This window comes from Ereboglobus sp. PH5-10 (assembly GCF_029504735.1).
In the GTDB taxonomy this organism is placed as follows: Bacteria; Verrucomicrobiota; Verrucomicrobiia; order Opitutales; family Opitutaceae; genus Ereboglobus.
This window is the reverse complement of sequence record NZ_JAQFIP010000011.1, coordinates 25,122-38,368: the sequence shown is the minus strand read 5'-3', so window position 1 is coordinate 38,368 and position 13,247 is coordinate 25,122. Positions and strand designations below refer to the sequence as shown.

Annotated in this window: 8 protein-coding genes; 3 read left to right on the top strand and 5 right to left on the bottom strand. The window is 58.3% G+C overall.

The window, feature by feature from the left end; genetic code table 11:
• Positions 1-141: 141 nt before the first annotated feature.
• The 4 genes from M2447_RS09775 to M2447_RS09760 all read right to left on the bottom strand — a co-directional run bounded on the left by M2447_RS09775 (position 142) and on the right by M2447_RS09760 (position 9,014).
• Complete coding sequence (locus tag M2447_RS09775; protein WP_277558455.1) at positions 142-2,130, bottom strand: FAD-dependent oxidoreductase; 1,989 nt, start codon at positions 2,128-2,130, stop codon at positions 142-144.
• Between the two features lie 398 nt (positions 2,131-2,528).
• Complete coding sequence (locus M2447_RS09770) at positions 2,529-3,947, bottom strand: sulfatase (protein WP_277558454.1); 1,419 nt, start codon at positions 3,945-3,947, stop codon at positions 2,529-2,531.
• An 84-nt stretch (positions 3,948-4,031) separates the two neighbouring features.
• Entirely contained in the window at positions 4,032-5,477 is a 1,446-nt protein-coding gene (pyk, locus tag M2447_RS09765; protein ID WP_277558453.1) for a pyruvate kinase, read from the bottom strand.
• Positions 5,478-5,702: 225 nt separating this feature from the next.
• The gene (locus tag M2447_RS09760) at positions 5,703-9,014 is read right to left on the bottom strand and encodes a TonB-dependent receptor (RefSeq protein ID WP_277509901.1); all 3,312 of its coding nucleotides are present in this window, start codon (positions 9,012-9,014) and stop codon (positions 5,703-5,705) included.
• 269 nt (positions 9,015-9,283) lie between these two features.
• Here M2447_RS09760 and M2447_RS09755 point away from each other — a divergent pair, with 269 nt between their 5' ends.
• Positions 9,284-9,466, top strand: a complete 183-nt coding sequence (locus tag M2447_RS09755; RefSeq protein ID WP_277558452.1) for a hypothetical protein — start codon at positions 9,284-9,286, stop codon at positions 9,464-9,466.
• Positions 9,467-9,547: 81 nt separating this feature from the next.
• Positions 9,548-9,988: a nucleoside-diphosphate kinase gene (gene ndk / locus M2447_RS09750; RefSeq protein ID WP_277509899.1), complete on the top strand. Its 441-nt coding sequence runs from the start codon at positions 9,548-9,550 to the stop codon at positions 9,986-9,988.
• Between the two features lie 220 nt (positions 9,989-10,208).
• Here the strand turns inward: ndk and gpmI are convergent, their stop codons facing one another.
• A complete protein-coding gene (gpmI, locus tag M2447_RS09745) occupies positions 10,209-11,819 on the bottom strand; it encodes a 2,3-bisphosphoglycerate-independent phosphoglycerate mutase (protein WP_277558451.1) in 1,611 nt (536 codons plus the stop codon).
• A gap of 133 nt (positions 11,820-11,952) precedes the next feature.
• Here gpmI and M2447_RS09740 point away from each other — a divergent pair, with 133 nt between their 5' ends.
• A complete protein-coding gene (locus M2447_RS09740; RefSeq protein WP_277558450.1) occupies positions 11,953-13,101 on the top strand; it encodes a ferrochelatase in 1,149 nt (382 codons plus the stop codon).
• Positions 13,102-13,247: the final 146 nt, after the last annotated feature.

The following is a 13,247-nucleotide window of genomic DNA, read 5'->3' as shown; positions in this document are numbered from 1 at the left end:
ATGCCAAAAGAGGGCAGCCCGGGCTTTGTTGATTTTCATAGATGTTAGTTTGATTTCTAGTCATGCGGGAAAGGCCGAAGAGAGAGGAAAGACCTTCCGATCGCTGGCTCTCTGGCATTCTGGCCTCTGGCTTTCTGATTCTCACTTCTCCGGCCGCGTGAGCTGTTCCAATGCGGCGATGAGTTTTTCCGTGCTGGCGCCGGTGCAGGTTTTGCCTTTTTGCGCATAGCGCTTCCAGTCGGCGGGACGGGACATCAGGCCGGCGGCGTGCAGGTAATCGCACGCCTCGTCGAGCGTCACGCCGGGCTTTTTCTTCGAGACGGCGTTTACGATCAGTGTCGCGACGGACTGGCCTGCGCAGGTCTTGCCGGGACGGGCGTTTTTCAGCCAGTAGTCGGGCTGTTGTATGATTCCGCGCGCTTGCAGCGCGGCGAGGTTCTCCGCCAGTTTGCCGGTAGCCGCGGCGGTTGTTTTTGTGCCTGAATCCGCGGGGCGTTCGAGAATCTGGCCGTCCTTCAACAGGCGGGCGCGGAGTTTCTTGTAATCAACTTTTTGCAGCGAAACATTGTCATCAATCGCAAGCGCGGCGGCGGTGGCGGCGGACTGGCCGAATACCATGAAAACCGGCTCCATGCGAATCGAGCCGTAGGCGATGTGCGAGGCGGACATGCACACGGGCACGATGAGGTTCACGCACTCGCTTTCGCGCGGCACGATCGAGCGGTAGCCGACGGGATAGGGCGGAAATTTGCCGACCTGCACGTCGCCCTCGTTGCGAACGTGGCCGTTTTTGTCGACGTAGCGCTGGACGTGGTGCGAATCCATCGTGTAGGCGGCCATGCCGATGGAGTCGCTCACGGTTTCGCGTCCCTGGCAGTGGTGCTGGGTCATCACCAAGTCGGAGACCATGCGGCGCGCCTCCCTCACATACAACTGTCCCTGCCAACCGCCGCCTTCGGTGAACTCGTCCTTGGTCATGCCCCAGCGCGAGACGAATTCGCGGATTTCGGCGGGCACGCGCGGATGGTAGGCGAGCGACCACATGAGGCCTTGTTGATATAGCAGGTGTCGGCGCGCGATTTGCTCGCGGGTCGCATAGTCGGCCTCGGGATAATCGTAATTCTGGCCGATAAAATCGGTGGAAAAACCGCCGCGATTGTTGGTGTCGGTTTTGCGGTTGGGCATGGGGGAGTTTATCCATATCCACTTTTTCACGGTGGCGAGGTCGGGCGCGGCCTCGATGTTGCGGAAAAGCAGCTCATACCAATCCTCGCGGTAGCCATCCGGTTTTATAAACGGGATTCTGTTTTCGGGATGGTCGGTGAGGCACATGCGGTAGCAATACGCCTGCACGCGCTTGTCGCCCGCGCCCTCGACGCCGGGACCGGTCGGGTCAATGAACGGCAGCAGGCCGCTGGCCGGATCGCCCTTCCTTACATAAGGGTCAACGCCCGGGAAAAACTGGTGCCATTTGTCCATGGCGGTTTGCACGCCGTTTAATGTTTCGCCATACAACGAATTGGCCTCGCGACCGACAGTGTAGGTGATGCCGGCGAGCGCCATGAGGTCGCCCTCGTAGGTGGCGTCGATGAAAACTTTGCCGCGATACTCGCGCCCCGCCTCGTCGCGGATGGCGATGATGCGGGCGCCGTTTTTCACGATGCCGTTTTTTGAGCGGTCGAGGCGGGCGTTTTTAACATACTCGATGCCGTCGCGCGCGAGCCAGCCGTTGTAGATGTCGAGCGCGACGTGCGGCTCGAAAATCCACCAGACATCGGCCTCGGTGCGGTTTTTGGAGGCGCGAAGCTCCTCCGGCTTCTGCCATTTCCACGCCTCGGGTTTTTGATAATGGTCGCGGACGGCGCGGTAAAACTCGCGTGAGATGCCGCCGATGACATGGCGGTTGCCGATGTCGGTCTGTCCGAGGCCGCCCGTGGTGAGGCCGCCGACGCGGGAGGAGTGCCCGACGATGACAACGGATTTGCCCATGCGGCGCGCCTGGACGGCGGCTGCGACGGCGGCGGAGTTGTCGCCGTAGATGACGATATCGCGTTCGACCGGCGCCGGCGCGGCGGTGGCAACGAGCGTGAGGGTAATGGCGAGAGCAAGGGTGATGATGCGGGTTTTCATGGATGAGTGATTTGATTTATTGAGGAGTGCGGAATAAAAGGGCCATTGATTGAAGCCCAACAGGCTTCCGTCCTATAGCCCTGGGTTGCGAGCGCAGCGAGCTACCCTGGGAATAATGAGCGCAACCAACAACCCCAACGGGGTTGCGGCCTGTGCGCGCGGCGTGCGTTTTTAGGGGGCGCAACCCCTTCGGGGTTGTGTTTTCTTTTTGATAGCACCCGGGGTAGCCGCTCGCAACTCGCGCCAACCCCGGGCTATGGGATTCATCCCCGTTGGGGATGCGCGAGCCGCAATGTCGTGTTTCCATGTCGGTATTACTTTGCACGCCTTTTAATAATGGTTGGATTGTCTTAATCGCAAGGAGGCAACATGCCCGGCTTTTTTATCATGCCCGGTGTTCACCGGGAGGCAATGGACGGGCGGCGGTTGTTTTTGCCGACGACGCCGGTGAGGTCGTCGCCGATGTCTTCGCGGATGGCGGCGGCGATTTGCTCCAACTTGGCGCGGACTTCGGGATATTGCCCGATGACGTTGTAGCGTTCGCCCGGGTCGCGGCGGAGGTCGTAGAGGAGCGGGATTTCCAGCTTGGCGTTTCCATTCACAGGGCCGGGTTTGCCGTCGGCGCCGGGCGCGAAACCTTCGTAGGTGCGATGGGGATGGGGGAAGATGAGTTTGAAGTTTCCGTCGGTCACGGCTTCAAGGCTGTTTTTGCGGTAGTAATAACAAAAACTCTCGCGCGGGTTGGCATCGGGTTCGTGCCTCAGGAGCGAGATGATATTCACCCCGTCGATTTTGTGCGGAGGCGGGGGCGCGCCTGCGATGTGGGCGAAGGTAGGCAACAGGTCCAGGGTTGAGGAGAGTTTGTTGCAAATGGTGGCGGCGGGAATGACGCCCTTCCATTGCATGATGCAGGGGACGCGCTGCCCGCCCTCGAAGCTGGTGCCCTTCCCTTCGCGCAGGCCGCCGGTGGTTCCCGCGTGATTGCCGTAGTTGAGCCAGGGGCCGTTGTCGGATGTGACGACAACGAGTGTGTTTTCCTCCAGGCCCTCGCGCCGCAGCTTGTCCAGTATTTGGCCGACGCTCCAATCGATTTCCATGATGACGTCGCCGTAGAGTCCCTGCCTGCTTTTGCCCTTGAACTTTTCGGAGACCGCGAGCGGAACGTGCGGCATGGGATGCGCGAGATATATAAAGAACGGCTTGTTTTTATTTTTATCTATAAACTGCAACGCCCTGTTTGTGAAATTGGCGGTGAACTGGCTCTGGTCGGGGTTCAGCTCGACGGGTTTGTCGCCCTCGATCAAGGGGAGGTCGGGAAATTTCCTCGTGGGATGACGCGGCCACATGTCGTTTGAATAGGGAATGCCGTAGTATTCATCGAAACCGTGACGCGTGGGGAGAGCGTGGGGAAGATGTCCGAGGTGCCATTTGCCGAAGGCGGCCGTGGCGTAGCCTTTTTTCCTCAAAACGTCGGCGATGGTTTCCTCCTTCTCGCCAAGGCCGATGCGGGACGACGGGCCAAGCGCGCCGGAATAGCCGATGCGATTGGGATAACACCCGGTGAGCAGGCCGACGCGCGAGGCGGTGCACACGGCTTGCGCGGCGTAGAAGCGGGTGAAGTGCATGCCCTCGGCGGCCATTTTGTCGAGGTTGGGCGTGTCGTATCCGATGGCGCCGGTGGTGCCGATGTCGCCGTAGCCCATGTCGTCCATAAAAATGACGATGACGTTTGGCGTCTGCGGCTGCGCGGCCACCGCCGCGAGCGGCACGAGCATGGCGGAGGGGAGGAGCAATTTTTTGAGCAGGTTTGTTTTCATGGGAGTTTGTTTTGAGGCGGCAACGGCAAGATGCGAACATGGACGGGAGCATGGCGGACGCGCAACGGGGAAAAGCGCATGCGCTTACCGCACGGTTCGCAACTGCACGCTGTCAACGAGCCGGTCGTGCGAAAGGATGTCGGTGACCACCACCAGCTTGTCCCCGATGTCCACTTGCCTGGTGTTTTTTAAATGCGCGATGGCATGGTCGATCGTATCGTCGGGGTCGGCCTCAAAGGGCATCAGCACACCAATGACAGAACGCAACAAACACAACTGGCGCAGCGTTTCCTCATACGGCGTGAACGCGATGATCGGCGCGCGGCCCGGACGCAGCGCCGCCAGTCCGCGGGCGATCACGCCCTGTCGCGTGAAAGTGATGATGCGCGCGCCGGGAATCTCGCCCGCCATCATCGCGGCCGAGCGCAGCACTTTCAGCTTTTCGGGAATCGCTGGAATCTCGACTTTGACCAGGCTGGCATCCCCCGATTCCAATTGCTCGATGCGCCGCGAAATTTTGTCGAGGTATTCGATGCTCTCGACCGGATATTTGCCCACGGTTGTCTCGCCCGAAAGCATCACGCAATCCGCGAGCTCGAAAACGGCGTTGGCCACGTCGGTGATTTCCGCGCGCGTGGGCATCGGCTGCGTGATCATCGACTCGAGCATGTGCGTGGCAATGATGACCGCCTTGCCGTGGCGGAGGCAGGCCTGCACCGCGTTGCGCTGGATGATCGGCAGCTCCTCGACCGGACACTCGATGCCGAGATCGCCGCGCGCCACCATGAGCGCGTCGGTCGCCATCACGATTTCGTCGAGGTTCGCGATGGCCGACTGGTCCTCGATCTTGGCAATGATGCCCGCCTTTGAATCCCGTTGCTTGAGAAAATCGCGCAGCGTCCCGATGTCCCTGGCCTCGCGCACAAACGACAGCGCCACAAAATCGATCCCCTCCTCGATGCCGACGATCGTGTCGTCCTTGTCCTTGGCCGTGAACGAGGGCAGGTTGACGCGCACGCCGGGCAGGTTGATGTGGCGCTTCGATTTCAGCTCGCCCGGAATCAGCACGCGGCAGCGAATGCGCGCGTCGCGCTTCTCGAGCACTTCCAGCCGAATGAGTCCGTTGTCGACGAGCACGGTGTCACCGACCTTCACATCGTTGACGAGATCCTTGTAATTCACATGCACGGAGCGTATCTCCGTGCTGCTTCCGCCATCGTCGCCCGGCTGCATGGTGAAGTCGAAAATTTCGCCCGGCTTGAGTTCGATGGGCGCGGCGACATCGCCGGTGCGGATTTCCGGCCCCTTGATGTCCATCATGATCGCCACCTCGCGCCCGACGCGCTGCGAAACCCCGCGAATGCGGCGGATGATTGCGCGCGTCCAATCGTGCCTGGCGTGGGCCATGTTGAGCCGGAACACATCCGCCCCCGCGCGAATGGCTTTCTCAAGCATCTCCTCGCTCTCGGTGGCGGGCCCGATGGTCACGACAATCTTGGTTCGGCGAAAACTGGCGGCGGATGAGTTCATAAAATAAAGAGACCAATGATTCGGGGCGCGTCATTAGGCAAGTCATTGCCTTTGGTTGCAAATTCCTCCCCTCCCAAAACAGAAACTTGCCCCGTGGCATTGGAGTCGCCCGGCGCCGGCCTCCCGGCAGACCGGCGGAATTTGGACTGGCGTCGGAATGCCTGCCCAAAGCAACAAAAAGCAGCCTCACCGGAGGCTGCCTTGTTTGTGAAACGCCGTGAATCCTCAGAACAGATATCGCACGCTAAGCAAAACTGACCAGCGTGTCGCGGCAGGTTCCCCGGCATAAGAGTTGATCCAGGGGTCCTGGCGGGAATAGTTAACCGGGCGGCTATATGTGTATTTTTTTGTGTTATTGTCGTAAACCACATTGGCCATCGCCTCCGATTTCACGTAGGCTTGGTCGCTGCCCCGAATGAGACCCCACTTGTCATTGAGCATATTGCCGACGTTGAGAACATCCACGGCAAGCTCCAGCTTATGACGCCACCCGGGCAGCTTGATTTGCTGGGCAATATGCAAATCAAATTGATTCACCCACGGATAACGCTGTCCGTTGACCTTGGTTTTTTGACCTTCCGCGAGGCCGTAGTGCTTTACGAGTTTATAGAAGGTGTCACGATCCGCGGCGCTCGCAAAAATGTAATTACTGGCCGTGTTTCCGTCACCCGCGACGCTGGTATCCCCGAAGGAGGGAATATACATGATGTCGTTGTATTGTCCGTCACCATTCACGTCATTATAGGCTCTCAAACTGTAAGGCAGGCCGCTGTGCCCGTTATAGGTGAGCGTCAGGGTTGTCGCGCCGATGGAAAACAGATTTAGTCTTTTTGTAATATTAACCAGCACGCGATGGCGGATTTCACCGTCACCGCGATGCGGCTCGACGGCATTGGGGTCGAAAACCGTGCGGCTGCGCCAGCAGGACAGCGCCACAGACGAATTGCCATAAACCGCCTCAATCGTGTTGGTGTGGGTGTATGCCACCATCCATTGCCAGCCGTCCGACTTCATGGGCCGCTCCAGCGAAAGCGTGACTGCGGTGCTCTGCCCCTCGTCGCTGTTTGTCAACTCGATGCATGAGCTTGAGAAATTCGTGTTGATACGGTTGAGCGTGGAATTACCCACGCCGGTGGCCGTGTTATATCTTGCCCAATACATGGGGCGCCCGTCAGGCGCGGCCTCCCCGTGGGTATTGGCAACAATGTTCATATTCCTGTAAAAAACGTCTTTATCAACACGCGTGTGCTCAATCTCGACGGCGGCTTTCATCCCCCACCATGGCAATTCCTGCTCAAAGGCGATGTTGCCCTTCCATCGTGTTGGCAGCTGAAAATCCGAATTTATATAACTCACGCTTTGGGTTGCGGGCACGTTCACACCCGATGTCGGTTGCGCGTTCGGATCCGAGGAAAGCGTGGGCGCGTTGGCCGCCGTCGTGCATTCGTAGGTGGTGTAATTGAACCCGGTGTTGGAGTAGCTGTTGCCCAGCCACACGCGGGGCATGCCGCCGTAAAACAGGCCGACACCGCCACGAATGACCGTCTTTAGCTTGCCGCTGTTGATTTTCGGCTGCCAGTTGAACCCGAGTCTGGGCTGCAGCACCACTTGGCCGTCGTAAGTGGAATCGTTGCGAATTTTAAAGGCGTCGTAAAATTTTTGATTATAAGCCGGCTTTTCGTCGATAACGGGAATGTCCATGCGCAAATTTATATCAAGCGTGAGACTCTTGCCCACGCGCCAGACATCGCGAACAAACATGCCCACGTTGGCCTCCGTGAAATTCGCGGCGGCGTCCACGTCCGGGTCTATCTTGTTGTAGCGATAAGTGTATATATCCGTGCCGCTCCCGCTCACGTAGGCGTTGAATTGATTCCAGCTGTTGAAAACATAATATCCAGCCGTGTTCTGGACGAACAGGTTATACACGTCATTGGTGTTATATTGGAACCCGGCGTCAATCGTGTGCCCGTGCCCGAGTTTGTATGACGCAAAAGCCTCGATGGTCCGCGTCTTGACGCTCAGCTCGTTCGTTTGATAGCTGTTGTCCGTCCCCAGCATGACATGGGCGGCGTTGCTGGAGCCGCTCGCGGTCAGGTCCGTGTATACGGGAACATACTGAATCTGAACATACGGCTGAATTATATCATAGTCATTTGAAACATCGTATTTTTTATATCCGACGTTCACCTCCGTGTATAATTTGTCCGACCAGTTGGCCGTCCACGCACCGGTTATGGCGGAGCTTTTCTTTTTCAAGTTATACCAGGAGTTACTAAATGAAAAATTATTCTGGGATGACCCGCCCGACGAGCCAAACCCGGGAAAGCTGGGGCGAGAGCCCTCGGAATACTGGTAACCGGCCGTGATCCGGTGGTCATTGTTGACCTGCCATTCAAGCTTGGCCGTGGCGACGGTGTTTTTGATCTTGTTGGATTCGCCGTCTGTCGTCCCCACGTCAAACGGCACCGTGCCTGTGTTGATGACGTTTCCGTTGGCGGCGGTTCCTGAGTTTAATGCGGCTATACCGTCCAAAAGCTGCCGCATCGTGTCGTTCGCCAGGGGATAGGCGGGCGAGGGCATGGGTTTGTTGAAGTCTTTTCGCTCTATGTTTCCCATGAAAAACAGCTTTTTGGGTATAATTGGGCCGCGGAGCGAAGCTCCATAGGTTTGCTCCTTGAAATTCGAGACCGGCGAGCTCTTGCCGTCCAAATGCTCGCCCACCAAATCCTGATTGCGGAATGTGTAATAAACCGACCCGTGAAAATCATTGCCGCCGCTCTTTGTGACAACATTGACATACGCCCCGGTAAATCCGCCCTTGCGCGCATTATACGGGGACGTGCTGACGGCAATGCTTTCGATTGCCTCGATCGGAATGACATTGTTCTGCGCGGCCAGGTTGTTTGAGTTGAGGCCAAAAGGATCCGCCACGCTCACACCATCAACCATGATCTGATTGTAGCGATTATTAATGCCGCTGACCGATATGTATTGTTGCTCCGGATTGCGGTTGTAAACAACACGGGGATCGTTGGCCAGCAAGCTGCCCAGCGTGCGATCCCCGGCAACCATGTTTTGAATGTCGCGGGTGCTTATAAAGGAGCTCTTGTCCGTTGCCCCCGGGTCAAACAGCGCCGATGTCGAGTTCGCGGACACCGTATATTTTTCCATCGTGACCACGTCTGATGGAAGCACGGCCGGCACATGCGCGCCCGACTCGGCGGCGAGATACACGTCCGTCACCTCGTAAGAGGCATAACCGTCGGCGGCGATGGAAACCGTATAGGGGCCGCCAGGGCGCAAATCGGCGCGGCCATAATAACCCGTGGAATCACTGGTGGCCCGCGTTACGGATGAGGTCGGATTGTGGGTAATTGTGATTTTGGCTCCGCTGATGGCGCGGCCATCCTCTGTTCGAACGACACCGGATATCGGCGCGGTGTTGATTGCTTGGGCATGTGCTGAAACCGCAAAACCTATGGTAATTGCGGCCAATGTCAGCATGCGGGTTATACGAGCGGTAGTTGGTAGCATGGTAATAACAGACTGACGGGGTTGGTGTGGCAACCAATCGGGAGAGACTCTTGTTTGTCGCAAACAATTCCGAGGTTTGAGTGTAAAGATTCTAGATGCTCAAGGACCTGTCAAGCATGGCGACATTCCGCGCATTTATTGCCAATTTGGGCAAAAAATGAGCCGCCCCCCGATAAGTCCATCACATTGAGAACATTCGAGAAAACCACCATTAAGTGTGCCTGGCGCGGGTTATGTTGACCCGCCAAAACATATCCGCTTCCGCGCACATGACTTTCTTGCGCAATGCATCAAATAAACATCGCAAAAAAACAGTGGTTGGCGAAATGGACACGGAGGCTTGGAACGACGCTCAAGCCCGCCAACCGCCTGCCGAAAATGACCATGCCTTTTATGAAAACGAATTATTATTACCCGCGTCCGGGGCATTTTTACGTCAAATAATGCAATAAAAAAGGGGTTTTCGGCTTAACATACGCAGATATTGCTTCACTTTGTGCGGATTTGCGTCGTAGCGTGATGGGCTTTCCTACATGCAAAGAACATTTATCATATTCAAACCAGACTGCCTCGACAAAAAACTTGTCGGCACTGTCCTTGCCCGTTTTGAGCAGGCTGGTTTTTCCATTATCGGCTGCAAAATGATGATTCTCACGCCGGCACTGCTTCGCGTTCACTATGCGCACGTCACCCATTTTCCATTTTACCCGAAACTCGAGCAGTTCATGAGCTCGCGTCCGGTGGTCGTGGTCGCGCTTCAAGGCGAAAACGTCATCGCCCGCGTCCGGGAGATGCTCGGCCCCACCGATTCCTCAAAAGCCCCCAAGGGCACTATTCGCGGAGACTTTGGCGAGTCCGGCATGATCAACGTCGTGCATGCCTCCGACAGCGTTGAAAACGCGGAAATCGAAATCAAGCGGTTCTTCAAGCCCGAGGAGGTTTTTGAAGTGGCTCCCGCCGCCCCGGCGCGCTAGTTCGCGCCCGTTGGGGCTGTTTGGGTTTGTTCAGTCGCGTTTCGGGCGGAGCGACAGTTTGGCATCGTCCCGGTGAGCCGGGAATGTTGCGGCTTAGTCTCCTGAAAAAGGCGTTTTTCGGTGATAAAAACATCGCCGGAAAACCGCACGACTGAACGGTTCAAAATGTTTTTGGACGGCGGCCTCGCGGTAATCGCGCCGGCCGCCTCCGGAATCCGAATCAATACGGCGGGCGGGTTTCCTCGTCCACAACCAGGCTCACGCCGGACATTTCGTCGGGCTTGGGCAGGCCCATGAGCGCGAGGAGCGTCGGGGCGATGTCGGCAAGGCGTCCGCCGGTGCGCATCTTGGTTTTGCGCGCGGCGTATTTTTCGCCGACGACAAACACTTCAACGAGGTTGAGCGTGTGCGCGGTGTGCGGCCCTTTGGCGGTGGGGTCATACATTTGCTCGCAGTTGCCGTGGTCGGCGCAGACGACGGCGCTGCCTTGCATTTGCGCGACAGCCTCAAGGAGTTCGCCGACGCCCTTGTCGGTCGCCTCGACCGCCTTGATCGCGGCGGGGAGCGAACCGGTGTGCCCGACCATGTCGGGGTTGGCGTAGTTCACCACGACGAGCGAGAACTTGCCCGAGAGAATCGCCTCCTTCGAAAGACGCGTGACCTCGGAGGCGGACATTTCCGGCTGCATGTCGTAGGTCGGCACTTTCGGGCTGGCGGGGCATGCGCGCTCCTCGCCAGGAAACGGGTCCTTGCGATAGTTGTTGAAGAAGAAGGTGACGTGCGGGTTCTTCTCGGTCTCGGCGCAGCGGAACTGCGCGAGGTTGGCGTTGCTGACGACTTCGCCGAGGATGTTTTTCAGCTTGGGCGGTTTAGGGAGAATCACATGCACGGGCAGGCCGGTTTCATATTCGGCCATCGTGGCGAAGTAGAGGTCGAGTTTCTTGCCGCGGTCGAAGCCGTCGAAATTGTCGAGGACAAAGGCCTTCGTGATTTCGCGGGGACGGTCGCCGCGGTAGTTATAGAAGACAACGGCGTCGCCGTCGGCAATCGTGGCAACCGGTTTGCCATCGGCGCCGAGGATGGCGGTCGGCGCGACAAACTCGTCGCCCTTTTGCGTTTCGCTGAGGGGCTTGTCGTAATATTGCTGGACGGCGGCGACCGCATCCGGCGCGGTGGCGACGGCGGCGCGGCCCGTGAGCAAATCGTATGCCTTGCTGACACGCTCCCAACGATTGTCACGATCCATCGCCCAGAAACGTCCGCACACCGTGGCGATGCGACCGATGCCGAGCTCCTGGCACTTGTCCCCGACTTGTTTCACAAAGCCGATGCCGCTGGTCGGGGGCGTGTCGCGCCCGTCTGTGAAGGCGTGAATGAAAACATTGTCCGGCGAGACGCCGTCGGCCTTGGCTTGCGCAAGAAGCCCGTAAAGGTGCTCGAGCATTCCGTGCACGCCCGCGTCGGAAACGATGCCCATGAAGTGCAGGTTGGAACCGCGGGTTTTGACACGCTCGAGGGCTTCCTTCCAAACGGTGTTTTCGGCGAGGCGTTTTTCGGAGAAGAGCTTGTTGATGCGGACGAGCTCCTGGTCCACGATGCGGCCCGCGCCGATGTTTTCGTGGCCGACCTCGCTATTGCCCATCACGCCGTCGGGGAGGCCGACGTCGAGGCCGCTCGCTTTGACAAGCGTGCAGGGGTATTTTGCATGCAACATGGCGTCGGTCGGGCAATTGCCAAGTTCGACGGCATTAAAGGCGTGCTGCTCGGCGTGGGGATTTTTTCCCCAGCCGTCGCGGATGATGAGAACAACGGGCTTCTGTGGTTTGCTCATAAGAATTTAAGAAACGAGCATTAAAACAACGCCACCGCCGTAACAAAAGGCAAAATTCCGACTCTTTTTTAGGACGCTCCGTTGACATTTTTGGCAATCCAACGGCCAATCAATGGTTTCAAACCAATCCGCAATGTCTTCCAAACGCGCAGTTCTCCTCGTGAACCTCGGCTCGCCCGATTCGCCCGCCGTGGCCGATGTGCGCGCGTATCTCTCCGAGTTTTTGGGCGACCCGCGCGTGATCGACCGTCCGCGCGCGCGATGGCTGCGGTCGTTGCTTGTGAACCGGATAATCATCCCGAGGCGTGTCGAAAACTCGGCCCATGCGTATGCATCGATCTGGACGGAGAAAGGCTCGCCGCTGGTCGTGACCTCGATGTCGGTGCGTGAAAAACTGGCGATGGCGCTGGGCTGCGATGGCAGGGCGAAGCCTCCGGCTGAGCCGGAATCGGCGGCGAATGCGAATGCGCCAATCGAGACGCCAAGCAACGGCTCACCCGGAGGGTTCGCCCTACCCTCGCCACCGACGGTTTATCTCGCCATGCGCTACGGCAAGCCGTCCATCGCGTCGGTGGTCGCGCAAATGGCCGCGGACGGCGTGGGGCACGTTTTGCTTTTCCCTCAATATCCGCACTACGCGATGTCGTCGTGGGAAACGCTCGTCGTGGAGGTTTATGCGCAGGCCGCGCGGCTCGCGCCGCAAATGCGCATCGACTGCGTGCAGCCGTTTTACAAGGACGACGATTATCTGGCCGCGCTTGTCGAGTCGGCGAAACCGTATCTCGCGCAACCGCACGATCACCTGCTGATCAGTTTTCACGGAATCCCGGAGCGCCACCTGCGCGAAGCCGACAAATCGCGCGCGCATTGCCTGTGTGCGAAAGACTGCTGCGAAGTCGATTCGCCCGCGCACGCGACGTGTTATCGAGCTCAAGTGCTCGGGACCGCGCGCGGATTTGCCGCGCGCGCCGGAATCGCGCCGGAGCGGTATTCGATCACCTTCCAATCGCGCCTCGTCGGCGAACCGTGGCTCTCGCCCTACACCGACGAGACGCTCGCGCAACTGCCCGCCCGCGGCATCAAGCGCCTGCTCGTGCTCTCACCCGCCTTCGTGACCGACTGCCTGGAGACGCTCGAGGAACTCATGGTTGCCGGACAAAAAACCTTCCTCGATGCCGGCGGCGAGTCCTTCCAACAAATCCCGTGCCTGAACGACCAGCCGGCGTATGTCGATTTTCTGGCGAACCGAGCGCGACAATGGATGCGCTCGGGAACGGCTTGATGCCCGCGCAAGCGCGCGCTTGCGAAGCGAAACGCGTTTCGCGCCGGAATTTCGAGTCGCGCGCGATTTTGGCGGAAGCCGTTTTTCTTATCGCAGGGAAGGGTCAAAAAAATATTCTGAACATTTTTCTATAAAACCGCGTCAGA

What these genes read in the sequence shown, in the direction of transcription:
- M2447_RS09755 (WP_277558452.1), top strand. Translation starts at nt 9,284, where the DNA reads ATGACTTTCTTGCGCAATGCATCAAATAAACATCGCAAAAAAACAGTG.
- gpmI (WP_277558451.1), bottom strand. Translation starts at nt 11,819, where the DNA reads ATGAGCAAACCACAGAAGCCCGTTGTTCTCATCATCCGCGACGGCTGG.
- M2447_RS09760 (WP_277509901.1), bottom strand. Translation starts at nt 9,014, where the DNA reads ATGCTACCAACTACCGCTCGTATAACCCGCATGCTGACATTGGCCGCA.
- M2447_RS09775 (WP_277558455.1), bottom strand. Translation starts at nt 2,130, where the DNA reads ATGAAAACCCGCATCATCACCCTTGCTCTCGCCATTACCCTCACGCTC.
- pyk (WP_277558453.1), bottom strand. Translation starts at nt 5,477, where the DNA reads ATGAACTCATCCGCCGCCAGTTTTCGCCGAACCAAGATTGTCGTGACC.
- M2447_RS09740 (WP_277558450.1), top strand. Translation starts at nt 11,953, where the DNA reads ATGTCTTCCAAACGCGCAGTTCTCCTCGTGAACCTCGGCTCGCCCGAT.
- M2447_RS09770 (WP_277558454.1), bottom strand. Translation starts at nt 3,947, where the DNA reads ATGAAAACAAACCTGCTCAAAAAATTGCTCCTCCCCTCCGCCATGCTC.
- ndk (WP_277509899.1), top strand. Translation starts at nt 9,548, where the DNA reads ATGCAAAGAACATTTATCATATTCAAACCAGACTGCCTCGACAAAAAA.